This is a genomic window from Mesorhizobium sp. M1004 (genome assembly GCF_040318795.1).
In the GTDB taxonomy this organism is placed as follows: Bacteria; Pseudomonadota; Alphaproteobacteria; order Rhizobiales; family Rhizobiaceae; genus Mesorhizobium.
Genome location: NZ_JAMYNB010000001.1, coordinates 626843 through 651433, shown reverse-complemented (window position 1 = coordinate 651433; position 24591 = coordinate 626843). Strand labels below are relative to the sequence as shown.

Below are 24591 nucleotides of genomic sequence, written 5' to 3'. Positions count from 1 at the left end.
GCGATCAGATCTAAGAGATCAGGTAAATCGTCGTACCGAAACCGCCAGCAGGCAGGTAAGCCCACGGGAGGGGCGCTGGATGTGCATGGTCATCATGAAATACCCCTCCATCGGTTCGGGTTGACAATGCGTGCGGTATAATCGACTTCGCAGAAAATGGCCACCCGCAGGTCCAGCAATTTCCAAAACCAGCCACCCGCTGTGGCCGATCTGCCACTTATTAGAAAGACGCGGAAATGAACCACCGTCTCCGCATCGCCCTCTACCAGCCTGACATCGCCGGCAACACCGGAACTATCCTGCGCTTCGCCGCCTGCCTCGGCCTTGGAGTCGACATCATCGAACCAGCCGGGTTTCCGCTCTCCGACAAAGCGCTCAAGCGTGCCGGGATGGACTACCTCGAAACGGCTGCCCTGACCCGCCATGTCGACTGGAACGCCTTCGAGGATTGGCGCAAGGGCCAAGCCTGCCGGCTGGTGCTGCTCACCACCAAAGCCGCGACCCCCTATACGGGCTTCAGCTTCGCCCAAGGCGACATCCTGCTGTTCGGCCGCGAATCCGCCGGCGTGCCGGATCCTGTCCATCAGGCGGCGGATGCGCGGCTGACGATCCCGATGCAGCCGGGCACGCGCAGCATCAACGTCGCGCTGTCCGTCGCCATGGTCGCCGGTGAAGCCATCCGGCAGCTCGGCTAGAACCTTCAACGCGTTGTCGTCATCGCCAACGGCCCTTGCGTCTTGCATCATTCTCACCCAGGCGCACATCGCCTTCTCCTCAATTGCCCTATCGACATTTCCTGGCTACAAGCTCAACTTAAGTTGAGGTCAAGCGGAAAATCGAGATGGCTCCGGTAAAGGAATTGACGGTCGGCCAGTTGGCCATGCGCAGCGGCGTGGCGGTGTCGGCGCTGCATTTCTACGAGGCGCGCGGGCTGATCCGCAGCCACCGCACGTCGGGCAACCAGCGGCGCTATGGCCGCGACGTGCTGCGGCGGGTGGCGATCATCCGGATCGCCCAGGAGGTCGGCATCTCGCTGGCCGAGATCGGCGCCGCACTTGAATCGCTGCCAGAAGGCCGTACCCCGACGCGCGAGGACTGGAAGCTGTTGTCGACCGGCTGGCGCGACGACCTCGATCGCAAGATCACTCAGCTAAAGAAGCTGCGCGACGGCCTTACCGACTGCATCGGCTGCGGCTGCATGTCGATCGACAAATGCCCGCTGCGAAACAGGGAAGATCGCTTGAGTGCGCAAGGGCCGGGCGCAAGGCGACTGCTTGTGGAATCCTAATCCGCCGCGGGCAGCCGCCGTATGGTGAATTCGATTACGTCGCCCGGCCGCTCGAACCAGCTTTCGATCTCGGTCCAGTAGGCCTGCTTGGGAAAACGCTCGAACCATTCCTTGGCCTTGAGCCGCGCATCGGGGCGCGGCAAGACAAAGGTCTCCCGCAAAAACCCGTCACGCGGCATGCGCTCGCGCTCGGCGCGTGAACGATCGAGCCTTTTCTTCAGGCCATGCAGCGGCGGTCTTGCCGGCGTGCGCATGAAAGAACTCCTGGGCCGGACCAGATGACACTTGACCCTTGCCCCTAAGAGATTAGGGATCGCGCCCGGAAAAGGCTAGTGCTCCGATTCCAACATTCGCCTTCCTAATCCCCAGTCGCCGTTGCGAACGTTGGAATCACAAGGACCACTAGCAAGTTTATGTTTCTGGTGGAGTTTTCGAATTTGACATTTGCGCCGTGCCCTGCGCCACGCTGTGTGCAAATGTCAAATTCACTCCACTAGGTCCTTTGTCGGCTGCGACCGGAGACAGCATTTTGGAACGACCAGAAATACCGGCAGGCCTGCCAGCCGACATCGAACAGAAGAAAATGAAGGCCAGGCTCTGGTTCGAGACGCTGCGGGAGCGCATCTGCACCACCTTCGAGCAGATCGAGCAGGACTTGACCGGTCCGCTGGCCGAATGGTCGCCCGGCCGCTTCGAAAAGACGCCGTGGGAACGAGACCATGGCAAGGGCGGCGGCGGCGCCATGTCGATGATGCGCGGCCGCGTCTTCGAGAAGGTCGGCGTCCATACTTCGACCGTCTATGGCGAATTCTCGCCCGAATTCAGGAAGCAGATGCCCGGCGCCGAGGAAGACCCGAGCTTCTGGGCATCAGGCATTTCGTTGATCGCGCATCCCTGGAACCCCAACGTGCCGGCCGTGCACATGAACACCCGCATGGTCGTGACGTCGCGCCACTGGTTCGGCGGCGGCGCTGATCTGACACCGGTGCTTGATCGCCATCGCACCGAAGACGACCCCGATACCATCGCCTTCCACCGCGCCATGCAGTTCGCCTGCGAGAAGAATGCCGCGGTCGCCGACCACCCGAAGTTCAAGGCCTGGTGCGACGAGTATTTCTATCTGCCGCACCGCCACGAGCCGCGCGGCGTCGGCGGCATCTTTTTCGACTGGCTGCATTCGGGCGAGGACAAAGGCGGCTGGAATGCCGATTTGAACTTCGTCCAGGATGTCGGGCGTTCTTTCCTTGTCGTCTACGGCCACCTGGTTCGCGCCCATTTCAACGAGAACTGGACCGACGACGACCGCGACGAGCAGCTCATTCGCCGCGGCCGTTACGTAGAATTCAACTTGCTTCACGATCGCGGCACCATTTTCGGCCTGAAGACCGGGGGCAATGTCGCCTCGATCCTGTCCAGCCTGCCGCCGGAGGTCAGGTGGCCGTAAACTATCGGTGAGCGCAACGTGAGCCGCATTGACGTCCCATTCGCCGAATCTGGGCGGCCAATGTGGCATCGCCATTATCTTTTTCGTCTAATAGGCAATTGAAATAAAAAGACTATTTGTCGTTTCGGGCCGGGAAGCGCCGGCGGTTCAGTCCCGAACCGCGACACGACGCTACCGGACGGCCCTGAACAAGGCGGAGCATTTTCCAAACGGATGCCCGCATTTCCAGGAGTATTACATGCGAAAGCTCATTGTTTCGGCAGCCGCCGCTGCCCTTCTCGCTTCCGGTTCGGTCGCCTTTGCCGCGGTCAAGCACACCACCGGTACGGTCAAGACCTATGATGGCACGGCCATGAGCCTTGTTCTGGACGATGGATCCACCTTCACGCTGCCCCAGACCTTCAAGGATCCAGGCTTGAAGGCCGGCGAAAAGGTCCGCGTTTCCTGGGACATGAGCGGCAAGAACAAGGTTGCCGAGTCCGTCAAGATCGTGAAGTGATGGGGACAAGACCGAACGGTCTCGCCTTGGCTTAGCCTGACAAGAGGGGGCGGAGCAGCGCTGCTCCGCCTTTTTCGCACCCACGGCAACTAAAATGGTCGAACCGTGTTATGCTAGCTCCCCCGTGCGCGCCCCCGAAACCGACTGCTGTGACAGGGCGCGGAACAGGAGATGGCGGAGCTTCGTGTGCCCATGAGAGGCACATGCTCCAAGGAGGAAAAGGAGAAAATCCCATGAAGGAATTCCATTGCGGCTCGCTGGTTCCCGGCTGTGAGTGGCACACGCGTGCCGGTGAGGAAGCCGAGGTCATGCGCCGCGCCGTCGACCATATGCGCGAGACACATGGCGAAACGGTCATTCGCGAGACGATGATCGAGGCGATCCGCTCGCGCATCGAGAAAGTTCGCGACGCGGCCTGAGCAGTCCTATCTGGCCTTCAGGGCTTCCGCGGCGCGCTCCAGCAGCGCGTCGCGATCGAGCGCAAAGCCGGACCCGATCCATTCCTTTTCCAGGTTTTTCAGGATCGCACCGAGTATTGGCCCCGGCGACGCGCCAAGCGCCGTCAGATCGCCGCCCTTGACTGGGAACACCGGTTTTTCCCATTTCAGCGCAAAAGCGAGCAGGCGCGAAAACCCGCCGGCCTGAACCAGCGCGTCATTGTCCTCGAGAGCCCGCGCTCGCGCCGACGCCAGCGACAGCCGCAGCCGATCGAGAAAACCCTGGCGCTCGCCGGAATAGAGTTTCTTGGCCAGTTCCGCTTCGCTTGTCTTGGGCTCGACGGCAGCCGTCAGGGCCCAGTGGCGCAGGCGCTCCGCCTCAGTGGTCGAAAGTTTCAGCCGCTCGGCCAGTGTCTTCATCCTCTCCGCATCGGGCGGCACGATCGCCTCCAGCCTGAGCAGCGGGTCCGGCGCCCAGCCCAGATCCTTTTCTGTCTTGGTCAGCCCATGAATGGCATCGATGCCCCATTTCTCGCTTTCCGGCAGGGCGCTGGTGAGCACGCCGGCCTGGCGCATCCACAGCAAGGCGCGCGACGGATCTGGGGCCGATAACAACTTCTTCAGCTCGGACCAGATGCGTTCGGCCGAGAGATGGGCGAGACCGTCCTTGAGCCGGGCGCAGGCCTTCAATCCCTCGGCATCGGGCCGACCCTCGCCATACCAGGCGAAAAAGCGGAAGAAACGCAGGATGCGCAGATAGTCTTCGCCGATCCGCTGCTCGGCATCGCCAATGAAGCGCAGCCTTCGTGCCTCGATATCGCCGACGCCGCCGACCAGGTCCACGACCGTCCCGTCAGCCTCCGCATAGAGCGCGTTGATGGTGAAATCGCGCCGTTCGGCGTCGGCCTTCCAGTCGCGGCCGAACGACACTTTGGCGCGGCGGCCATCGGTCTCGATGTCGGCGCGCAGCGTGGTGACCTCATAGGGCGCGCCGCCGGCAATCACCGTGATCGTGCCGTGCTCGATGCCGGTCGGCACCGCCTTGAAGCCCGCCGCCTCGGCGCGGCGAACGGTTTCCTCGGGCAGGCAAGTGGTAGCAACGTCGATATCGGCGACCAGCTGCCCAATCAGCGCATTGCGCACCGCGCCGCCCGCGATGCGGGCTTCCTCGCCGCCCTGCGCCAGCACGGCAAGCAGCCGCTGCAGATGCTTTTCACCCAGCCAGTCGGCTCTGCCCGCCAGCGATATCGGATCACTCAAGCATAGAGCCTTTCATAGAGCGTGCGGATGATGCCGGCGGTGACGCCCCAGATGCGCTGGCCGCCATAGGGCATATCGTAGAAGAACCATTCCAGGTCGTTCCACATGCGGCTGTCCCTGGTGTGGTTGGCCGGATCCATCAGGAACGAAAGCGGCACTTCGAAGGCGGCGTCGACCTCGTCGGAATTGAGCGACAGCGTAAAACCGGGCTCGACGATCGCCAGCACCGGCGCGATGCGATAGCCGCTGCCGGCGACATAATCGGGCATGCGGCCGATGATCTCGATGCGGTCCTGGCCGAGCCCGATCTCCTCGAAGGTTTCGCGCAAGGCCGCTGCTTCCGGGGTCGCATCGGTGGGATCAATGGTGCCGCCGGGAAAAGCCACCTGCCCCGAATGGCTGCGCAGTTTTTCCGCCCGCTTGGTCAAAAGCACGGTCGCATCGCGTCCATGATCGACGACCGGGATCAGCACCGCGGCGTCGCGCAGCGCTTTGAGCTGCGTCAACCGTGGATGGCCGGGGTTGAAGCGATGATCGCCATAATCGTCGCCGGCATGGGCTTCAGCTTGCGCCGCGACCCGCGCGCGAAAATCCGCTGTGGAAAACGGCGGCGGCCTCACCTGATCCATCATGCGCTCAGCCGCTTCAGTTTTTCCGCCGGCATGATCGGATAGATTTCGCCTTTCGAGCGCACGGCAAACATCGTCTTGCCGCCGATATCGATCTCCTCGCCATGCTCGACCAGTTCGTACATCACCGGCCGCGCCACCAGCGCTTCCAGCCGCCCGCGCACCAGCACATAGGGTTTTAGCCCGCCGGTCTCGTTCTCGTCGACGAAGCGCAGCGGATGGCCAGGCCCGGCCTCGACGACATCGCCGACATTGGTGCGGAAAGTGATGGTCTGCTCGGCGCCGGCGCCGGAAACATCCATTTCAACCGCGATGAAAGGCGCGTCCACGACGCGGATGCCGACCCGTTCGACCGGCGTCACCAGATAGGTCCTGCCATCCTCGTCCTTGCGCAGCACGCTGGAAAACAGCTGCACCAGCGGCATGCGGCCGATCGGCGTACCGAGATAGAACCACGTTCCGTCCTGTTTGATCTCCATGTCGAGATCGCCGCAGAAGTCGGGATTCCAGCGCTCCACCGGCGCCGCGCCCTTGCCGGCGCGAGCCGCACGCGAGATCAACGCTTCGAGACCGCGCGCCTCGGTTGCGGCAGCAAGGCTGTGTTCGCGATGTTCGGAGCGTTCCGTCATGGTCACGAAATAGTCACTGTTGTTCCGCTTGTCAGCCTAAGTCTGTGATTTAAATTCATTCGTAGGCGCCAGGCGAAGCCGAATCGCGGCATTCTAAGGCACTACAGTGCAAGCCGGCACTTCCAGCACAAGGATCGATGCGGCATGAGCGTAATGGTCAAGGAAAGCCCAATCAGCGAAAAGGACATGATCGCCCAGGCCGAGACGGCGCTGGCCGATATTTCCAGGGTGCGCGACGGCGTCGGCCGCGTCATTTTCGGCCAGGAAGTGGTGGTCGAGCGCACGCTGGTGGCGCTGCTTGCCGGCGGCCATGCGCTGCTGGTCGGCGTGCCCGGCCTTGCCAAGACCAAGCTGGTCGAAACGCTCGGTGTCGTGCTCGGCCTCGATTCGCGCCGCATCCAGTTCACACCCGACCTGATGCCGTCGGACATTCTCGGCTCAGAGGTGATGGAACAGGACGAGGCCGGCAAGCGCTCCTTCCGCTTCATCTCCGGCCCGATCTTCGCGCAATTGCTGATGGCCGACGAGATCAACCGCGCCTCGCCGCGCACCCAGTCGGCGCTGCTGCAGGCGATGCAGGAATATCACGTCACCATCGCCGGCATTCGCCACGACCTGCCCGCGCCCTTCCATGTACTGGCGACGCAAAACCCGCTGGAGCAGGAAGGCACCTATCCCCTGCCCGAAGCGCAGCTCGACCGCTTCCTGATGCAGGTCGACATCCTTTATCCCGAAATCGAGGCCGAGCGGCGCATTCTGCTGGAGACCACCGGCATCGAGGACGCCAAGGCGCAAAACGTGCTGCAGCCGGCGCGGCTGAAGGAAATCCAGACGCTGATCCGCCGTATGCCGGTGCCCGAAAGCGTCGTCGACGCCATCCTCAAACTGGTGCGTTCGGCGCGTCCCGGCCAGGGCAATGCCGAGACCGACAAGCATGTCGCCTGGGGTCCCGGCCCGCGCGCCAGCCAGGCGCTGACGCTGTGCGCCCGTGCGCGCGCGCTTTATGACGGGCGGCTGGCGCCGTCGGTCGACGATATCCGCGCGCTGGCCGAACCAGTGCTGCAGCACCGCATGGCGCTGACCTTTGCCGCGCGCGCCGAGGGCACGACCGTGCGTGACGTGGTGGCGAAACTGGCCAAAGGAATCTGATGGCGCGTATCGGCGAAGTCCAGGCACCGGCAGCGACGCGCGACGCGCTCGCCAGGGGCCGGTTGCGGGCTTCGCTGGTGCCCGACCTGCTGGTCGAGGCGCGCCGTATCGTCAATACGGTAATTGCCGGCTGGCATGGCCGCCGCAAGCGCGGCATCGGCGAGAATTTCTGGCAGTTCCGCCCCTATGTCGAAGGCGATTCCTCGCGCATCGACTGGCGCCGTTCGGCCCGGGACGACCACACCTATGTGCGCGACCGCGAATGGGAAGCAGCCCACACGGTGTGGCTTTGGGCCGACCCCTCGCCCTCCATGCTCTACAAATCGACTGGCGCCAGCGTTTCCAAGGAATCGCGCGCGCTGGTGCTGGCGCTGGCCATGGCCGAACTTTTGTCGCGGAGCGGCGAGCGCATCGCATGGCCCGGCCTGACAGATCCGTTCACCGCCCGCAACGGCGCCGAGCGCATCGCAGCGCAATTGATGCACGCCGCGGACCTGCCAGCAAAGCCTGACCTGTCCGCCATCCGCCGCTTCTGCGACATCGTCGTCGTGAGCGATTTCCTCGACCCGGTCGAGGAGACCATGGAATGGCTCGATGTGCTGGCGCGGCATGGCGTGCGTGCGCATCTGATCGAGGTTGCCGATCCGGCGGAGGAGACCTTTCCCTATGCCGGCCGCACCGAATTCACCGATCCCGAGACCGGCGACAAGTTGACCGCCGGCCGCGCCGAAATGCTCGGCGACGAATACCGCCTGCTCTACACCGCCCGCCGCCAGGAGCTGGCCAGCTGGTGCAAGCGCCTCGGCTGGAGCTACACCGTCAACCACACCGATCGCCTCGCTTCCGAGGCGCTGGTGCGCATCCACATGGCGATGACCGCCGATGGCGCATTCGTGGGAAGGGCCGGCGCATGAGCTGGCTGCCGCTCTCCTTTGGCGCTCCCATCGTGTTGTGGGGCCTGCTGGCGCTGCCGGTGATCTGGTGGCTGCTCAGGCTCACGCCGCCCAAGCCGCAGTCCGAAATCTTTCCGCCGCTGAAGATCCTCGCTCGCGTGCTGAAGCGCGAGGAAACGCCGCAGCAGAGCCCGTGGTGGCTGACGCTGCTGCGGCTGCTGATGGCAGCCCTTGTCGTCGCCGCTTTGGCCGAACCCGTCTTCAATCCGCGCGAAAAATTGCCGGCCGAGGGCGCCGCCCTGGCGCTGGTCATCGACAATGACTGGGCGAGTGCCGCCGACTGGGGCAAGCGCGTCGCCACCGCCCAGCGGCTGATCGCCGATGCCGGTTCGAACGGCGTACCGGTCGTCATCGCCTTCACCGCCGAAAAGCCGAACGCCGAGATCGGCCCCTTCGATGCGGCGGCTGCCCTCGACCGGCTGCGCGCCGCCAAGCCGAGGCCGATCCCGACCGACCGACCCGCTGTCTATGCCCGCGTCGCCGGCGTGCTGGAAGCCTTGCCCGGCGCCAGCGTTGCCGTTCTCGCCGACGGTCTTGCGGCAAAGGGCGACGAGGCCGCCTTCAACACACTGCTGTCGAAAAACGCCGCCCGTGTCGTCTGGGCCAATTCCGACCGGCTGGCGCTGACTGGGCTCACTGGCGCCGAAAATCAGGTCGACGGCTTCGCCCTGACCGCCATCCGCGCGCCCGGCGATCCGGCGCCGGCACAAGTCACCGCCGGCGCCTTCGACGATAAGGGCCGCCGCATCGCCGACGCGACGCTGACCTTCGCGCCGGGTGAGACTACTGCCACCGGCACGATGGCGGTGCCGTTCGAACTGCGCAACGACTTCGCCTCGATCGCGCTCGACGGCGAACGCCAGGCAGGTGCGGTGCGCGTGCTCGACGAAAGCTCCAAGCGCCGCCGCGTCGGACTTTTATCGCAGGCCGAGGCCGACCAGGCGCAGCCGCTTCTGTCGCCGCTCTATTACATCAGGCGCGCGCTGCAGCCTTTCGCCGATCTGGTCGAACCGTCGAGCGTCGATCTCGCCGACGCCATCCCGCAGCTTCTCGACCAGAAGCCGGCGATGATCGTCATGGCCGATATCGGTACCATTCCGCCGCAGGTCCATCAGCGGCTGGTCGACTGGGTCGACAATGGCGGCACGCTGGTGCGCTTCGCCGGTTCGCGGCTGGCCGCCGCCGGCAATGACGACGACCTTCTGCCGGTCAGGCTGCGCACCGGCGAGCGCTCGCTTGGCGGCGCGCTGTCATGGACGACGCCGCAAGCGGTGACCGAATTCCCGAAGAACGGCCCGTTCGCCGACCTCGCACCGCCGGCCGAGGTCACGGTGAGCCGGCAGGTGTTGGCCGAACCGACGCCGGACATCGTCGAGCGCACCTGGGCAACCCTTGCCGATGGCACCCCGCTGGTGACCGGGTTGAAGAAGGGCAAGGGCACGCTGGTGCTGTTCCATATCACCCCGGAAGCGACATGGTCGACGCTGCCGATCTCCGGCAGCTTCGTCGAGATGCTGCGGCGCATCGTGCAGCTGTCGCGCAACCAGGGTGCGGCGGTTGCCAACGCCGAAGCCGCTGCTACGTCGCTGGCGCCTTATCGCATGATAGCCGCCGACGGCACTTTGGTGCCGCCGACGCCGGACGCACGACCGCTGGTCCCTGGCGCCGGCTCGCTGCCGGTGACGTTCGAGAACCCGCCCGGCCTCTATGGCTCGGAAACCGGCGTTTTCGCCCACAATCTGCTCGACCCGGCCACCGCCTTCGCGCCGCTGGTGCGCCCGCAATTCACAGTGCCGGTGACCAATATCCAGTACGCTTTCGATGAATCGCGCGACCTCAAGGGATCGCTGGTCACAGCGGCACTTGTGCTTATGCTGCTCGACACGCTGGCGGTGTTCTGGATGGGCGGGCTGATGTCGCGCCGACCGCGCCGCGCCCGATCGGCCGCGGCAACGACGGCTGTGCTGCTGCTTGGCCTCGGCATGCTGTTTGGCCATGCCGACCTCGCCCGCGCCGACGACGCCAAGCCCGGCGATGCCGCCGCTATCGAGGACATTGCCAAGACCCGCATCGCCTATGTGCTGACCGGTGTGCCCGGTGACGATTCGATCAGCCGCGCAGGGCTCGAAGGCTTGACCCGCTTCCTGATCGAGAAGACCGCGCTCGAGCCGGGCGCGCCGGCGGGCGTCGATATCTCGAAGGACGAGCTTTCCTTCTATCCGCTGATCTACTGGCCGATCGATCCCTCCGCGCCGATGCCGAGTCAAGCCGCGATCGCCCGCATCGACGCCTATATGCAGCAGGGCGGCACGGTGCTGTTCGACACGCGCGACCAGTTCGCCAACGGCATCGGTGCGGATTCGGCGAGCCCGGCGACGGAACGGTTGCGCGACATTCTCGGCAATCTCAACGTGCCGCCGCTGGAGCCGGTGCCCGCCGACCATGTGCTGACCAAATCCTTCTTCATCCTGCCCGAATTTCCCGGCCGCTTCTCCGGCAGCCCGCTCTGGGTGGAAGCCTCGCTCGAGGCCAGCAATGCCGAGAATCGGCCGGTACGCGTCGGCGACGGCGTCTCGCCGATCCTGATCACCGCCAATGATTTTGCCGGCGCCTGGGCCGTCGACGAGAATGGTGACCCGCTTTTGCCGACCGTGCCATCGGATCCGATGCAGCGCATCTATGCGCTGCGCGCCGGCGTCAACATCATGATGTACATGCTGACCGGCAACTACAAATCCGACCAGGTGCACGTGCCGATCCTGCTCGAACGGCTGGGGCAGTAAGCCTATGAACTGGTCGATTTCCTTCGAACCGCTGCTGTCCTGGCCCTTGCTGGCTTTGGTGCTCGCACCGCTGCTGGTGCTGGCGGCTGTCGGCTTGTGGTTTCGCCAGCGCGGCGCGATCTTCCGCTTCGCGGCGCTGATTGCGCTGGGCGCAGCACTCCTCAATCCGGTCTTCCTCGATGAGGAGCGCGAGGCGCTGAAGAGCGTCGTTGCCGTCATCGTCGACCGCAGCCAGAGCCAGGATATCGGCGACCGGACCAAACAGACCGACGAAGCGCTTGCCGGTTTGCAGCAGCGCCTTGGCCGCTTCAAGCAGTTCGACGTCCGCGTCGTCGAGGCCGGCAAGTCGGAAGCCGCCGACGAGCGCACCGAGACCAAGCTTTTTGCAGCGCTTGAAGGCGCTTTCCGCGACGTGCCGCCCTCGCGCATCGGTGGCGCCATCATGATCACCGATGGCGAGGTGCATGACGCACCGGCCGCCCCCGACTTCAATGCGCCGCTGCACGCGCTGATCACCGGCAACGAGCACGAGAAGGACCGCCGCATCCGCTTCGAGAACGCGCCACGCTTCGGCCTCGTCGGCAAGCCGCTCGACATGACCTACCGCGTCATCGCCACCGACGGCGAAACCGGCCCGGTCGATGTCCGCGTCTCGGTCAATGGAGAGCAGGTCGCGGTCGAAGAAGCGACCATCGGCCAGGCGATGCCGTTGCAGGTGACCATCCCCGGCGCCGGCCGCAACATCGTCGAACTCTCTATTGACCGCGAGCCGGGCGAACTGACCGACGCCAACAACCGCGCCATCGCGCTGATCGACGGCATCCGCGAGAACTTGCGCGTGCTTTTGGTTTCCGGCGAACCGCATGCCGGCGAGCGCACGTGGCGCAATCTGCTGAAATCCGACGCCTCGGTCGATCTCGTCCATTTCACCATTCTGCGGCCGCCGGAAAAGCAGGACGGCACGCCGATCAACGAACTGTCGCTGATCGCCTTCCCGACCCGCGAGTTGTTCGTCGAGAAGATCAAGGATTTCGATCTCATCATCTTCGACCGCTACCAGCACCGCGACGTGCTGCCGATCCTCTATTACGACTACATCTCCGAATACGTCGAAAAGGGCGGCGCGCTGCTGATCGCCGCCGGGCCGGAATATGCCGGCGACTCCTCGATCGCCCGCACCCCGCTAATGTCGTCGCTGCCGGCAATGCCGACCGGCGAAGTGATCGACAAGGCCTTCTATCCGCGCCTCACCGATCTCGGCCAGCGCCATCCGGTGACGCGCGGCCTCGACGGCTCGGCGACCGAGCCGCCGCGCTGGAGCCGCTGGTTCCGCACCATCGGCGTGCAGAACCCCGAAGGCGAAGTGGTGATGAAGGGCGCCGACAACCGCCCGCTGCTTCTGCTCGATCATAAGGGCGAAGGCCGCGTCGGCATGCTTCTGTCCGATCAGGGCTGGCTATGGGCGCGCGGCTTCGAGGGTGGCGGGCCGCATGTCCAGCTTTACCGCCGCATCGCCCACTGGCTGATGAAGGAACCTGAACTCGAGGAAGAGCGGCTGACCGCCGACGGCCGCGGCATGATGCTGGAAATCCGCCGCCAGACGATGAGCGACGATCCCGGCCCGGCGCAGGTGATCACCCCTTCGGGCAAGGCGCTGATCATCAAGCTGGAGAAGTCCGAACCCGGCGTTTTCCTGGGCAGCATCGAGACCAAGGAGATCGGCCTCTACCAGATCGGCAATGGTGACCTGACCGCACTCGCCCATGTCGGCCCGGTCAACGCGCCGGAATTCTCCGACGTCGTCTCTACCGAGGACCGGTTGAAGGCTCCGACTGAGGCCACCGGCGGCAGCGTGCGCCGGCTGGCGGCCTCCTCCACCCTTGGCCAGCTCACCGGCAGCGTCACCCTGCCCTCCATCGTCCCGGTCCGCGCCTCCGGTGCGGCCTCGGGCGCAGACTGGATCGGCCTGCGCAGCACCGACGACAGCGTGCTCAAAGCCGTCTCGCGCGTACCCCTGTTCGGCGGCTTCCTCGGCCTTTGCCTGCTGCTGCTGGCCATGGGCGCGATGTGGTACAGAGAGGGAAGGTAAGGATCCCTTCTCCCCGTCACTATACGGGGAGAAAGACGCTCAACCTACTCCTCCGGCTCCGTCGTAAACAGCAGCGGGTACCCCTTGGCCTTGGCCGCGTCGACGGCCCGTGTCGCCTTGGTCTCGGCGACATCCCTGGTGAAGACGGCAACGACGCAAACGCCGAGCCGGTGCGCGGTGATCATCACCCGGTTAGCCTGGTCTTCGCTGAGCTTGAACTCGCCCTTCAGCACCGTCACCACGAATTCGCGCGGCGTAAAATCGTCATTGATGAGGATGACCTTGTAGAGCTTCGGCCGCTCGGTCCGCGGCTTGGTCTTGGTGCGGGGTTTGGAACTGATTTCAGGCATCGGGAACCGGTATCGCGCGAGGGGTCGCTCTCACTTTGTCATGGGGGAAAGCCGTCGTCCATTTTGATCGGCGCGCCAAACCGGCTTCCCGGAAGTGCTGCCGTTCACAAATTTAGGAAGTGTATGCTGCGGTTCAACGGCCCTGGCGATTGGCGACGCGACGAGCCTGGAATTGCCGTGCGCTGGATGCCGCATCCGGCCTTGATCCGGCCGCCTTGTATTCGACCCAGGCGACCGCGAGCCAGCCGAAGAAGCAGGCCAGCGCCGCGCCGGTGATCACGGTAAGCAGCAGGCTTTGCCATGGTGTGATGTATTGCCAGCTGCTGGAGATTGCCGGTGCAAACAGCGACGGCTCTGTGCGCCCGCTCACCGGATCGGGCACCGGGCTGGCGGTGAACTGGATCAGCACCCTGACCATTGCCGAGGCCACAAGGCCGCCGATGGCCATCGAGCGCAGAATGGATGAAAGCCGCTTCTTCATGCGGGCTATCCTACCGGACCGGCATTGCAAACGGGTTAAAGTCCTGGGTGGCCGGCACCCATCAACGGGTAATCATGCACTCACACGACAAGGCCGCTCCAGCCGGGGGGGTGCTGGAGCGGCCTTGTTACAGACAAGCCTGTTGGCTGTCTGGATCAGGCCTTCGGGGCGTCCGTCTTGACGACCTTCTTCGCCTTCTTGTGCTTCTTGACGGGCTTCTTGGCGACGACCTTCTTCACCGGGGGCTTGGCGGTCGTGGTCGCCGGAGCGGTGGTCGTGGAAGCAGCCGGAGCAGCGGTCGTGGTGGCAGCGGCATTGCCCAGAGCCGGCATTGCGAAAGCGAGAGCGACGGCGAGACCGGTGGCGGAGAGGATGGACTTTTTCATGGCTTCATTTCCTTCTTTGTGCGGGTCGAGTTTCGAGTGTCACTGAACCGGGTCGATCGGTGTCACTCCAAGCAGCTTCAAAGCGTTCGCGAGCATCCGGATACCCTGTGCCTGTTTCTTGTTGGCGCAGAACCGGTTTCCCTTTCTTTGCAGTGCTTTCGCCGCGGTGACCTGCGTTGCCGCGGCATGGGTTTCAAGGGCTTCGTCTACCTGGCGATTGAGATCGATGCAGCGCTCGCTCCTTGTGATCGGCGTCACCTTTGCGGTTGTGGCTCCGACCGCGGCTGTGACGAGCGGAATGCTGAGCAGCGCACCCATCAAGCTGATCGTGAACCTGTGCATTGGTGATGTCCGTTACTCCGGAGACTTCGCGTCGCAGCCGATGTCCTGACCGCCACGGCACCCTTTATGCCCTTGATTTTTTTCGGGAGTTTTTCCGGACTATAGAATTTTGTTTCTGAATTGTTTCTGGCAAATCGGCTTTGCGGGCGATCATCGCCGCTGGCCAACATGTGGCCAGAATTCTATCGTGTGGGTGACGCCACAGAAGCAGACTCAGAAGGCAGCCGCCGACCGGCCGCCAGCAATGACAGGATCGCCGTGAAATCCGATGCGCACATACTGATCGTCGACGACGACAAGGGCATTCGCGACCTGCTTCAGGAATTCTTCCAGAAGCGCGGCCTGCGCACCACGGTTGCCGCCGACGGCGTCGAGATGGAAGACATACTGCGCCGCACGCAGGTAGACCTGATCGTGCTTGATGTGATGCTGCCAGGAAAGAGCGGGCTGGAGCTCTGCCGCGACCTGCGCGCCAGCTACTCGACGCCGATCATCATGCTGACGGCGGTGACCGAGACCACCGACCGCGTCGTCGGCCTGGAAATGGGCGCCGACGATTATGTGCCCAAACCCTTCGATCCGCGCGAGCTGCTGGCCCGCATCCGCGCCGTTTTGAGGCGCAATGGTGCTGCTGAGCCGAAGCGCGCCACCACCAAGCAGATCTATCATTTCGCCGGCTGGACGATGGACTGCTCGCGCCGCCGGCTGATGGCGCCGGGCGACGTCAGGGTCGAGCTGACGATGGCGGAGTTCAACCTGTTGCAGACCTTCGTCAAAAGCGCGCAGCGAGTGCTCACCCGTGACCAGCTCATCGAGCTTTCCGGCGGCGACAGCGACTATTCCTTCGATCGCAGCATCGACATCCTGGTCAGCCGCCTCAGGCGCAAGATGGAAGACGACCCCAAGACGCCGAAACTGATCCTGACCGTGCGCAGCGGCGGCTACCAGTTCCTGCCCGAGACCACCTCCGAATGAGACGTTTCTTGCCGCAAACCCTGCCGGTCTGGGTTTTGCTCATCGTCATTGCCGGCCTGCTGATCAGCCAGGTCGCTACGCTCTATATCGTCTCGCGCGATCGCGCCGTCGCCAATGACGAGGTCGATCTCTACCGACTTAACGACCGCGCCTATTCGCTGGTGCAGCTGATGCATGACGACACGCCGGAGCAGCGCAAGCTGACGGCCTCCGGTCTGTTCAACGCCACCTATGCGCTCACCGTTTCGGACACGCCCGCGGTCACCTCGTCGATCGCCGGCGACGACGAACTGGCCGAACTCGAGGACATTCTGGTCGGGCGGCTGTCGAAATTCGGCATCACCGACGCCCGCGTCCGGCGCGATCCGGCAACCCAGGCAGCCAACGCGCCTGGCGGTGTGGCCGTGACCAAGGATGTCGGCGCGGTGGAGCGCGACCTGTTATCGCTGGCGGCCAGCTTCGCCCAGAGCGACAAGCTGACGGCATCTGTCCGCTTCGCCGACGGCCAATGGCTGAATTTCACCGAGCCCAACACGCCGGTCGGACCGATATTGAGCTTCGACAGCCTGCCGCTCTATTCGCTGATCGCGGCCCTGGTGGTGATCATGTCGATCTGGTCGCTGCGCCGGCTGACGGCGCCCTATCGGATGATGGAAACGGCGGTCAACCGGATCGGCACGGATCTGAAGAGCCCGCCGATCGCCGAGACCGGCAGCCGCGAAATCCGCGCCGCGGCCAAAGCCGTCAACGCCATGCAGGTCCGGCTGCGCGACTATGTCGAGGACCGCGAACATCTGGCCGCCGCGCTCGCCCACGATCTGCGCACGCCGCTGACCCGCATGCGGCTGCGCCTCGAACTGTTGCGCAGATCGACGGCGCGCGAGGCGCTCGCCCACGACCTCGCCGACATCGAGAGCATCGCCAGCTCCGTCATCGACTTCGCCACCTTCGAAGTCACCGAGGAGAAGAGCGAGCGGATCGATTTCTGGTCGCTGGTGGAATCGATCGCCGACAGTTTCGAGGACGTCACGTTCGACCATGACGGCGCCAGGCCGCGTGGCATGATCTGCATCGCGCGACCGGTGGCGCTGAAGCGCTGCGTCAACAATCTGGTCCAGAATGCCGTGACCTACGGCAAGAAAGCCCATGTCAGCCTGCGGCAGTCGGACGGCACGGTCACGCTGGTCATCCGCGACGAGGGGCCGGGCATACCGCAGGCGCAGCTCGACCAGGTGTTCGGTTCCTTCGTGCGGCTGGAGCAATCGCGCAACCGCCAGACCGGCGGTCTCGGCCTCGGCCTGACCATTGCCCGCAACATTGCGCGTGCCGCCGGCGGCGATGTCAACCTGTCCAACCGTCCCCGCGGCGGCCTGCTGACGGAGCTCAGCCTGCCGCTGGCGGCATGAGGCAGCAGACTAGCGTCTCGATGGGCACCGGGGGTGGATCAGCCAACCCAACCTTGCAATAGTGCAGCCGCTCGAACAGGAGGAGATCGCCGCATGTTTTACGCCATCCTGGCCTATCACGTCGAACAGACCATCCAGTCCCTGACGCCGCAGCAGGATGCGGCGCTGATGCACGACCTGCTCGAAGTCAACGCCAGGCTGACCCGCGAAGGCAAGCTCGGGCCGGCGGCAAGACTGGGCGCGACCGCCGACGCCGTGACGCTGCGCGGTCCGGGCGAAGGCATCGTCATCGACGGGCCGTTTGCCGAGACCAAGGAACAATTGCTGGGTCTTTATGTCCTCGACTGCGCCACGCAGGAGGCGGCGATTGCGGCTGCGCGCGACTTGCGCCGCGTGAATCCCTCGGCAGTCTACGAAATCCGGCCGATCACATTTTACCTTCCCGGCGTGACGTTTCCCGCTACGGAGGGCGATTTAAAGGAGGCCGCCAGCGGCTGAGAACTACCCCATGGCCGGTCAGGCAGAAGCGATCTCGTTGACCAGGCGGACCGTTTCGGCGACGAGAAGGTCGAGATCCTCGCGCCGGGTCCGGTGGTTGTTGATCGCCACCCTGAGGCAATGCCGGCCTTGCACCGTGGTATCGGAAATGGCGGCGGTTCCGTCTTCCTGCAGCCTCAGCATGATCTCGGTGTTGAGCGCTTTCGCGCGCTCGCCATCGAGACCATCCGCGCGATAGCGGAAGCAGACGATGTTGATGCTGGTCGGCGCCGTCAGTTCGAGCGCTGGTTCGGCCGCGATCAGCCCTGAGAGATACTGCCCCTGCGCAATGTTCTGGTCGATCAGGCGGCCGAATTTTTCGACGCCGTGTTCTCGCAACGCCATCCACACTTTGAGTGCCTTGAAGCCACGTGTCGTCTGCAGGCCATAGTCGTGCAGCCATTGGCCGGAGGCCAACCCGCGCGGTGTCGATTCCAGATATTCCGGCGTCACCGCGAAGGTCTTGCGATGCGCCGAGGCATCCCTGACCAACGCGCAGCCTGCCTCGAACGGCGCATGCAGCCATTTGTGCGGATCGAGCGCGATGGAATCGGCCCATTCGATGCCGGCGACGCGATGTGCATTCTCAGGCGCGATCGCGATCAGCGCGCCGATGCAGCCGTCGACATGGAACCAGAGGTCCTCCTCATGCGCCAGCTTGGCCAGCGCCTGCAGATCGTCGATGGCGCCGGTGTTGACAGTGCCGGCGTTGCCGATGATGCAGGCCGGCTTGAACCCGGCCGCGCGATCTTCCGATATCGCAGTCCTCAAACCTTCAATGTCGATGCGCAGGCCGGCGTCGCTGGCAATGCGGCGCAGCGCCTTGTTGCCGAGACCGAGCGCTTCCATCCCCTTGCGGTGACAGGAATGGACCTGGTCCGAGCCATAGAAACGCAAAGGCTTTTCGATTGCTCCAACGCCGTGCTCGCGCACGTCGATGCCGGCCTTGGTGTTGCGCGCCACGGTGAGCCCGATGATGTTGGCCATCGAGCCGCCGCTGACCAGCGTACCGCTGGCCGAAGCCGGCATGCCCATCATCTGCTTGCACCAGTCGACCACCTGGCCGTCCATCAGGGCGGCGGCATGGTTGCCGCCGCCGAGATTGGAGCCCTGGATTGCCGCCAGGAAATCGCCGATCGCGCCGGTAAAATTGCTCGACCCCATATACCAGGACCAGAAGCGCGGATGGATGTTGCCCATCGGATAGGGCATCACCTTGTCCACGACATCGCCATAGATGTCGGCAAGCGGGGTCGGCGATTGCGGCAGCGAGGCGGTGAAGAAATCCCTCACATCTCCAGGCATCTCCTGCCACACCGGCCGTTGCCTGACATCGCGCAGGTAAGCGACGGCATCGTCAACGATCCGATGCGACAGGCTTTGCACATCGGCCCAGTCCGAGGGGTCAAGCGTTTCCTCGGCACTGGTAGCCGAGTGTCCAGGCATCGCGTCCATGCAATTTGCTCCCGCGTCATCATGCCGGGAACTGGCAACCGGGCGTCGAGCGCGAGAGAGCAAGCTCTTCCGCATTCATCTCGGCCTCGATGCCGTCGAACAAAGGCGTGGTCATGTAGCGTTCACCGGTATCGGGAAGCATGCACAGGATCACCGATCCGGCCGGTGCCGTGCCGGCGATCTGGCGCGCCACGGCAAAAGCCGAACCGCCGGAAATGCCGGTGAAGATGCCTTCCTGCTGCGCCAGCGCCTTGGCCCATTTCATGCCCTCCGGCCCGGCGATCGGCATCACCTCGTCATAGAAGTTGCCATCGATGGCCTCCTGCAGGACGTGCGGGATGAAATCCGGCGTCCAGCCCTGGATCGGGTGCGGTTCGAAGGACGGATGGCTGGCGGCCGGCGCTCCGCCGGCGCCACGCATCTGCGGCTTGCCGCTGCCGACAAGCTGCGCGTTGGCCGGTTCGGTGAGCACGATCCGGGTCTCAGGCCGCTCGCGGCGCAGCACCCGCGCCACGCCGGCGACGGTGCCGCCGGTGCCGTAGCCGGTGACGAAATAGTCGAGCCGCGAGCCGGCGAAATCGTTGACGATCTCGCGTCCCGTGGTTGCTTCATGGATGTCGGCGTTGGCCTTGGTCTCGAACTGGCGGGCCAGGAACCAGCCATTGGCTTCGGCCAGTTCCACCGCCTTCTTGTACATGCCGAAGCCTTTCTCGGCGCGCGGCGTCAGCACCACCTTGGCGCCCAGCATCCGCATCAGCTTGCGGCGCTCGACCGAGAAACTGTCGGCCATCGTCACCACCAGCTTGTAGCCCTTCTGCGCACAGACCATGGCAAGACCGATGCCCGTGTTGCCGCTGGTCGCCTCGACGATGGTCTGTCCCGGCTTGAGCGCGCCGGTGCGTTCACCTTCCTCGATGATGTTGAGCGCCAGCCGGTCCTTCACCGACGCAGCCGGATTGAAGAACTCGGCCTTGACGTAGATGGTGGCGTGCGCCGGTCCGAGATTATTGACGCGGATGACTGGCGTGTCGCCGATGGTGTCGAGAATGCTGTCGAACAGGCGGCCGCGGCCGGCCGTGGTTCTGATTTTCTGCTGATGCAACATGGTAGACTCCTGGTTCTTGCTCACGGGCCGGTTACACACCGGCGGTTTGGGCGGCGAGATTTCGACACCTTGCCGCACTACAGGTCCTTGACGTGCGGCAGTGTGGTAAACACCACATTCGGCGCACAAATTTTGCGAGCCGGGTGCACTTTGTCGTGCTCGGTGGTAAAGCAGGGGCCGGCAGGTCAGCGTGGGAGCAGGCGTGGTATCTGGCGTGGAATCGAGCCTGGCGAGCAGCCATCAAGGTGTTGTCGTGCGCCTGTTTGGGCCGCCGACAATTGCGCGCGACGGCGTCCCGGTGGTCTTGCCGGCATCGCGCAAGCTGCGCGCGCTGCTGGCCTATCTGGCGCTGGCGCCCCATCCGGTCGGACGTGGCAAGCTCTGCGAGTTGCTGTGGGATGTTCCAAATGATCCCAGGGGTGAGCTGCGCTGGTGCCTGAGCAAGCTGCGGGCCGCGCTCGACGAACCGGGCCGCTGCAGAATCGAAACATCGGGCGATACGATCGCGCTCGATCTCGACGGCATCTCAGTCGACGTGCTGGATGTCGCGGCGGCGGCTGCCGCAGGCATCGAAACGCTTGAGCCGATGCGACTGCAGTCGCTCTCCGGCCTGTTCGTCGGCGACTTCCTCGAAGGGCTGGAGATCGACCGCAGCCCTCTCTTCAACAGCTGGCTGACCGCGCAGCGCCGCCGTCTCGGTTCCTGCCACGCGGCTATACTGGAACATTTGGTCAAGACGCTGCCGGCCGATTCCGAAGCCGTCTCCGCCCATCTCGAAAAATGGCTGGAACTGACCCCGTTCGACAGCAGCGCCCATGTCGCACTCCTGGTGAGGCTGGCGCGGCGCGGCCAGTTCGGCGCCTGCGAAGACCATCTTGCCGCTGCGGCGCAGTTGTTCCAGTCGGAAGAGCTGGATTTCGGCCCGGTGCGCGAGGCATGGCTGTCCATCCGCAGCGAACGGCCCTGCGCGATTTTGCCGGCACAACCGGCAGCTCCGCCCGGGCCGAACCAGGCGTCAGTCATGCTTGCCGGTTTAGAAGCCGCGACGCCGCACAAGGCTTCGCTGGCCGTGATGCCATTTGCCGAAGACGCCGGTAGCGGCGTTCGTGGCGGGCTGGCCGATGGCTTGACCCACGACATCATTACCCGCCTCGCCAAGCTCAGGGACTTCTTTGTCATCGCCCGGGGCTCGGTCTTTGCCCTGGCGGAAAGGAACATCGCGCCGGAAGATGCCGGCCGAAGGCTGAATGTCGACTATGTCGCCACCGGCACGGTGCGCAGCGCGACGGGTCGCCTGATCGTCACTGTCGAGCTTGCCGAGGTTCGCACGGCCAGGATCGTCTGGGCCGAGACCTTCGAGCGCAAGGCCGAGGACATCTTCATTGTCCTCGACGATATCGGCAACAGCATCGTGGCCTCTATCTCATCCGAGATAGAGATGGTCGAGCGCAACCGCGCCATGCTGAAGGCGCCCAATTCGCTCAATGCCTGGGAGGCCTACCATCGAGGACTCTGGCATATGTATCGCTTCACCCGCAGCGAAAACGAGCAGGCCAGGCATTTCTTCGGCATCGCACTGCAGCAGGATCCGACCTTTACCCGCGCCTATGCCGGCCTGTCCTTCACCCATTGGCAGAGCGCCTTCCAGCGCTGGGGCGACCGCGACCAGGACAGCGCGCTTGCCTTTGAGGCGGCCGGCCAGAGCGTTTTGGTCGACGATCATAATCCCGCCGCGCACTGGGCGATGGGCCGGGCGCTGTGGCTGCGCGGCGAGGGTGATGCGTCCGTGCTAGAACTGCAAAGAGCCGTCGACCTCAGCCCGAACTTCGCGCTTGGCCACTATGCGCTGTCGTTCGTGCATTCGCAGTCGGGCGACCCGCAAGCGGCGATCGGGTCGTCGGATCATTCGCGCCATCTGTCGCCGTTCGACCCGATGCTGTTCGGCATGCTGGGCGCACGCGCCATGGCGCATGTCCGCCTCGGCCAGTTCGACGAGGCAGCCGAATGGGCGCTGAAAGCGGCTGCCCGCCCCAACGCCCATGTCATCATCCTGTCGATCGCCGCTCACTGCCTGGCGCTGGCGGGGCGACTGGACGAGGCGAAAACTTTCGCCGCCGCCATCCGCAAGACGCTTCCGGGCTACCGTGCGGACGACTTCATCCACACCTTCCGCTTCGACGGGGATGCCACAGCCCTGTTCAAGCTCGGCGCCACGCGCATCGGTCTGGCTTAGAGCATGATCCCAAAAAGTGGGTACCGGTTTTTGGAAAAGATCATGCTCCAACAAAGGGTTAGATCATGATGAGATTTCAACCAAATCTCATCATGATCTAGCGCCGCAACACCGCGCTCAGCACGTCGCGTATGCCGATCGCGCCGACAAAGCGCGACTGATCGTCGAACAGGGCCACGGGCGCCGTCTGCGAGCGGTGCATGGCCAGCATCACCGTCTTCAGCGAGGTCCCGGGATTGGCCCAGAACACTTGCGCCGTCTCCTCCGGCTGCGCCTCGACATCGGCGCATGAAACCCATACCGCCGGTTTGCCGTCGCGTTCCGCCGCCGCCACCAGCCCGTGCTCGTCGATCTTAAAGCGCGTCGTCTTGCGCCGGTCGAGCCACACCCAGCCATTATCGCCGTGCTCGAGGTCGCGGCTGTCGCGCATGACGTTCCAGGCGGTCAGCACCGACAACGGATTCACATTGGCGATGAAGTCGCGGACATAGTCATTGGCGGGCTTGAGCACGATGTCTTCCGGCGCCCCGGTCTGCACGATGCGACCGCCCTCCATGATGGTGATGTGGGTGCCGATCTTCAGCGCCTCTTCCAGATCATGGCTGACGAAGATGATGGTCTTCTTCAGCTCCGCCTGCAGCTGCAGCAATTCGTCCTGCAGCTTGGTGCGGATCAGCGGATCGAGCGCAGAGAACGGCTCGTCCATCAGCAGGATCGGCGCCTCGGTGGCGAAGGCACGGGCCAGGCCGACGCGCTGCTGCATGCCGCCGGACAGCTCATGCGCGTATTTCTTCGACCACTGGTCGAGATTGACCAGTTTCAGCTGGCGTTGCACGCGCTCCTTGCGCTCTTGCTCCGGCACGCCGGCGAGTTCGAGGCCGAGGCCGACATTCTCCTCCACCGTACGCCAAGGCAGCAGGCCGAACTGCTGGAACACCATCGCCACCTGCTTCTGGCGCAGCCGCCGCAGCGTCGCCTGATCGCAGGTCACGACATCGACGATATTGTCGCCGTCCTTGACCAGCACCTGGCCGCGCGACACCACGTTGAGCCGGTTGACCGCCCGCAGCAGCGTCGACTTGCCCGAGCCGGACAGGCCCATCAGCACCGAGATTTCGCCCTCATGCACGGTCAGGCTGGCGCCAGCGCAACCCAGCACATTGCCGGTCTTTTCGAGGATTTCGGCGCGCGTGGCGCCGCCGTCGATCAGCGCCAGCGAACCGGCCTGGTCGGACCCGAAGACGATATCGACATTCTTGAAGTCAACGGCGACGGTCATTTCTTGCCTCCAACGCCGATACGCGTCATCCGGTCGAGCACGATGGCGAGTACGACAATCGCCAGGCCCGCCTCGAGCCCGAGATCGATGCGGCGCGAGCCGAGCGCGCGGTTGATTTCAGTGCCGAGGCCGCCGGCGCCGATGAGTGCTGCAAACACCACCATCGACAGCGACAGCATGATCGATTGCGTCAGCCCGGCCATGATGGTCGGCAGCGCTGAGGGCAATTCGACCTTCCACAGCAGCTGCTGCTTGGTGGCGCCAAACGCCTCGCCGGCCTCGATGATCGACTTCGGCACCGAGACGACGCCGAGATGGGTGAGCCGGACCGCGGTCGGGATGACAAAGATGATGGTGACGATGAGGCCGGGCGCGTTGCCGAGACCGAACAGGGTCAGGACCGGGATCAGGTAGACGAAGGTCGGCAGCGTCTGCATCAGGTCGAGCACCGGCAGCATGATGCGGTAGACCTTCGGCTTGTGCGCGGCCCAGATGCCGAGCGGCACGCCGATGGCCATCGCCATGGCGGCGGCGGCCACGACCAGCACCAGCGTCTGCACCGTCTGCTTCCAGAGGTTCTGGTTGATGATGAAGATCAGGCCGAGAAAGACGCCTATGGCCAGCGGGCGCGAGCGCTGCAGCAGCCAGGCGATGATGGCGATGATCAGCGCCAGCAGCACCGGCGGCACCATCAAAAGGATGCCAACCAGCCCGTCGAGCAGGAAATTGAGGCCATTCGAGAAGGCTCTGAACACGGTGTCGAAATTGTCGGTGAGGAAACCGAAGAACGCCTTTCCCCAGGCGCCGATCGGTATCTTGTGATCGACCATGAATTTCGAAATCGGATCCATATCGCCCCTCTCATGCGAGAGACCGCCTGCT

25 protein-coding genes are annotated in these 24591 nt (G+C 64.3%); 13 read left to right on the top strand and 12 right to left on the bottom strand.

The window, feature by feature from the left end; translation table 11 throughout:
- Positions 1 to 236 precede the first annotated feature (236 nt).
- Positions 237 to 695 carry a tRNA (cytidine(34)-2'-O)-methyltransferase gene (locus NKH54_RS03135; protein WP_353027703.1) on the top strand — a complete coding sequence of 153 codons (459 nt, stop codon included), beginning with the start codon at positions 237 to 239 and terminating at the stop codon, positions 693 to 695.
- A gap of 146 nt (positions 696 to 841) precedes the next feature.
- The gene (soxR, locus tag NKH54_RS03130; RefSeq protein WP_353027702.1) at positions 842 to 1288 is read left to right on the top strand and encodes a redox-sensitive transcriptional activator SoxR; all 447 of its coding nucleotides are present in this window, start codon (positions 842 to 844) and stop codon (positions 1286 to 1288) included.
- On the opposite strand, the gene NKH54_RS03125 is transcribed toward soxR, so the two are convergent.
- Positions 1285 to 1542: a hypothetical protein gene (locus tag NKH54_RS03125; RefSeq protein WP_023683688.1), complete on the bottom strand. Its 258-nt coding sequence runs from the start codon at positions 1540 to 1542 to the stop codon at positions 1285 to 1287. The genes soxR and NKH54_RS03125 overlap by 4 nt on opposite strands.
- Positions 1543 to 1817: 275 nt before the next feature.
- Here NKH54_RS03125 and hemF point away from each other — a divergent pair, with 275 nt between their 5' ends.
- The 3 genes from hemF to NKH54_RS03110 all read left to right on the top strand — a co-directional run bounded on the left by hemF (position 1818) and on the right by NKH54_RS03110 (position 3650).
- Positions 1818 to 2732, top strand: a complete 915-nt coding sequence (gene hemF / locus NKH54_RS03120) for an oxygen-dependent coproporphyrinogen oxidase (protein ID WP_353027701.1) — start codon at positions 1818 to 1820, stop codon at positions 2730 to 2732.
- 238 nt (positions 2733 to 2970) lie between these two features.
- Positions 2971 to 3231, top strand: a complete 261-nt coding sequence (locus tag NKH54_RS03115; RefSeq protein WP_352789604.1) for a DUF1344 domain-containing protein — start codon at positions 2971 to 2973, stop codon at positions 3229 to 3231.
- Positions 3232 to 3464: 233 nt separating this feature from the next.
- Positions 3465 to 3650 (top strand): DUF1059 domain-containing protein, encoded by a 186-nt coding sequence (locus NKH54_RS03110; RefSeq protein WP_023670013.1) that lies wholly within the window; start codon positions 3465 to 3467, stop codon positions 3648 to 3650.
- A 6-nt stretch (positions 3651 to 3656) separates the two neighbouring features.
- On the opposite strand, the gene NKH54_RS03105 is transcribed toward NKH54_RS03110, so the two are convergent.
- Genes NKH54_RS03105 through NKH54_RS03095 form a run of 3 tightly spaced genes read right to left on the bottom strand, consistent with a single transcriptional unit; the run spans position 3657 to position 6186 of the window.
- Entirely contained in the window at positions 3657 to 4928 is a 1272-nt protein-coding gene (locus NKH54_RS03105; protein WP_353027700.1) for a CCA tRNA nucleotidyltransferase, read from the bottom strand.
- Positions 4925 to 5557: a CoA pyrophosphatase gene (locus NKH54_RS03100; protein WP_023724971.1), complete on the bottom strand. Its 633-nt coding sequence runs from the start codon at positions 5555 to 5557 to the stop codon at positions 4925 to 4927. Before NKH54_RS03100 ends, NKH54_RS03105 begins: the two co-directional genes overlap by 4 nt.
- On the bottom strand, positions 5557 to 6186 hold the full coding sequence (locus NKH54_RS03095; protein ID WP_023670010.1) for a DUF1285 domain-containing protein: 630 nt from the start codon (positions 6184 to 6186) through the stop codon (positions 5557 to 5559). Before NKH54_RS03095 ends, NKH54_RS03100 begins: the two co-directional genes overlap by 1 nt.
- A 144-nt stretch (positions 6187 to 6330) precedes the next feature.
- On the opposite strand from NKH54_RS03095, the gene NKH54_RS03090 reads away from it, so the two are divergent.
- The 4 genes from NKH54_RS03090 to NKH54_RS03075 are packed head-to-tail and all read left to right on the top strand — an operon-like array spanning position 6331 to position 13160.
- Positions 6331 to 7335, top strand: coding sequence for an AAA family ATPase (locus NKH54_RS03090; protein WP_352534318.1), 1005 nt, complete (start codon positions 6331 to 6333; stop codon positions 7333 to 7335).
- Positions 7335 to 8249 (top strand): DUF58 domain-containing protein, encoded by a 915-nt coding sequence (locus NKH54_RS03085; RefSeq protein ID WP_023695816.1) that lies wholly within the window; start codon positions 7335 to 7337, stop codon positions 8247 to 8249. The genes NKH54_RS03090 and NKH54_RS03085 overlap by 1 nt, the downstream gene beginning before the upstream one ends.
- Positions 8246 to 11071: a DUF4159 domain-containing protein gene (locus NKH54_RS03080; RefSeq protein ID WP_353027698.1), complete on the top strand. Its 2826-nt coding sequence runs from the start codon at positions 8246 to 8248 to the stop codon at positions 11069 to 11071. Before NKH54_RS03085 ends, NKH54_RS03080 begins: the two co-directional genes overlap by 4 nt.
- Before the next feature lie 4 nt (positions 11072 to 11075).
- Positions 11076 to 13160 carry a membrane protein gene (locus tag NKH54_RS03075; protein WP_023741056.1) on the top strand — a complete coding sequence of 695 codons (2085 nt, stop codon included), beginning with the start codon at positions 11076 to 11078 and terminating at the stop codon, positions 13158 to 13160.
- A gap of 44 nt (positions 13161 to 13204) precedes the next feature.
- On the opposite strand, the gene clpS is transcribed toward NKH54_RS03075, so the two are convergent.
- The 4 genes from clpS to NKH54_RS03055 form a co-directional block, all read right to left on the bottom strand.
- Complete coding sequence (gene clpS / locus NKH54_RS03070; protein ID WP_023670006.1) at positions 13205 to 13510, bottom strand: ATP-dependent Clp protease adapter ClpS; 306 nt, start codon at positions 13508 to 13510, stop codon at positions 13205 to 13207.
- Positions 13511 to 13643: 133 nt separating this feature from the next.
- The gene (locus NKH54_RS03065; protein WP_023713954.1) at positions 13644 to 13991 is read right to left on the bottom strand and encodes a hypothetical protein; all 348 of its coding nucleotides are present in this window, start codon (positions 13989 to 13991) and stop codon (positions 13644 to 13646) included.
- Between the two features lie 155 nt (positions 13992 to 14146).
- The gene (locus tag NKH54_RS03060) at positions 14147 to 14377 is read right to left on the bottom strand and encodes a hypothetical protein (protein ID WP_023670004.1); all 231 of its coding nucleotides are present in this window, start codon (positions 14375 to 14377) and stop codon (positions 14147 to 14149) included.
- Positions 14378 to 14416: 39 nt separating this feature from the next.
- Positions 14417 to 14719, bottom strand: a complete 303-nt coding sequence (locus NKH54_RS03055; RefSeq protein ID WP_023683677.1) for a hypothetical protein — start codon at positions 14717 to 14719, stop codon at positions 14417 to 14419.
- Positions 14720 to 14977: 258 nt separating this feature from the next.
- On the opposite strand from NKH54_RS03055, the gene NKH54_RS03050 reads away from it, so the two are divergent.
- The 3 genes from NKH54_RS03050 to NKH54_RS03040 all read left to right on the top strand — a co-directional run bounded on the left by NKH54_RS03050 (position 14978) and on the right by NKH54_RS03040 (position 17598).
- A complete protein-coding gene (locus tag NKH54_RS03050; protein WP_023670002.1) occupies positions 14978 to 15694 on the top strand; it encodes a response regulator in 717 nt (238 codons plus the stop codon).
- Positions 15691 to 17100 carry an ATP-binding protein gene (locus NKH54_RS03045; RefSeq protein WP_023683676.1) on the top strand — a complete coding sequence of 470 codons (1410 nt, stop codon included), beginning with the start codon at positions 15691 to 15693 and terminating at the stop codon, positions 17098 to 17100. Before NKH54_RS03050 ends, NKH54_RS03045 begins: the two co-directional genes overlap by 4 nt.
- Before the next feature lie 93 nt (positions 17101 to 17193).
- Complete coding sequence (locus NKH54_RS03040; protein ID WP_023691602.1) at positions 17194 to 17598, top strand: YciI family protein; 405 nt, start codon at positions 17194 to 17196, stop codon at positions 17596 to 17598.
- 18 nt (positions 17599 to 17616) lie between these two features.
- On the opposite strand, the gene NKH54_RS03035 is transcribed toward NKH54_RS03040, so the two are convergent.
- Positions 17617 to 19092, bottom strand: coding sequence for a pyridoxal phosphate-dependent decarboxylase family protein (locus NKH54_RS03035; RefSeq protein WP_023701549.1), 1476 nt, complete (start codon positions 19090 to 19092; stop codon positions 17617 to 17619).
- Positions 19093 to 19111: 19 nt separating this feature from the next.
- Positions 19112 to 20197 (bottom strand): PLP-dependent cysteine synthase family protein, encoded by a 1086-nt coding sequence (locus tag NKH54_RS03030; protein ID WP_353027697.1) that lies wholly within the window; start codon positions 20195 to 20197, stop codon positions 19112 to 19114.
- A gap of 202 nt (positions 20198 to 20399) precedes the next feature.
- Here NKH54_RS03030 and NKH54_RS03025 point away from each other — a divergent pair, with 202 nt between their 5' ends.
- Positions 20400 to 22430 (top strand): transcriptional regulator, encoded by a 2031-nt coding sequence (locus tag NKH54_RS03025; protein ID WP_353027696.1) that lies wholly within the window; start codon positions 20400 to 20402, stop codon positions 22428 to 22430.
- Positions 22431 to 22527: 97 nt separating this feature from the next.
- Here NKH54_RS03025 and choV read toward each other — a convergent pair whose 3' ends face one another.
- A complete protein-coding gene (gene choV, locus NKH54_RS03020; protein WP_023669996.1) occupies positions 22528 to 23709 on the bottom strand; it encodes a choline ABC transporter ATP-binding protein in 1182 nt (393 codons plus the stop codon).
- On the bottom strand, positions 23706 to 24560 hold the full coding sequence (choW, locus tag NKH54_RS03015) for a choline ABC transporter permease subunit (protein ID WP_023669995.1): 855 nt from the start codon (positions 24558 to 24560) through the stop codon (positions 23706 to 23708). Before choW ends, choV begins: the two co-directional genes overlap by 4 nt.
- Positions 24561 to 24591 lie beyond the last annotated feature (31 nt).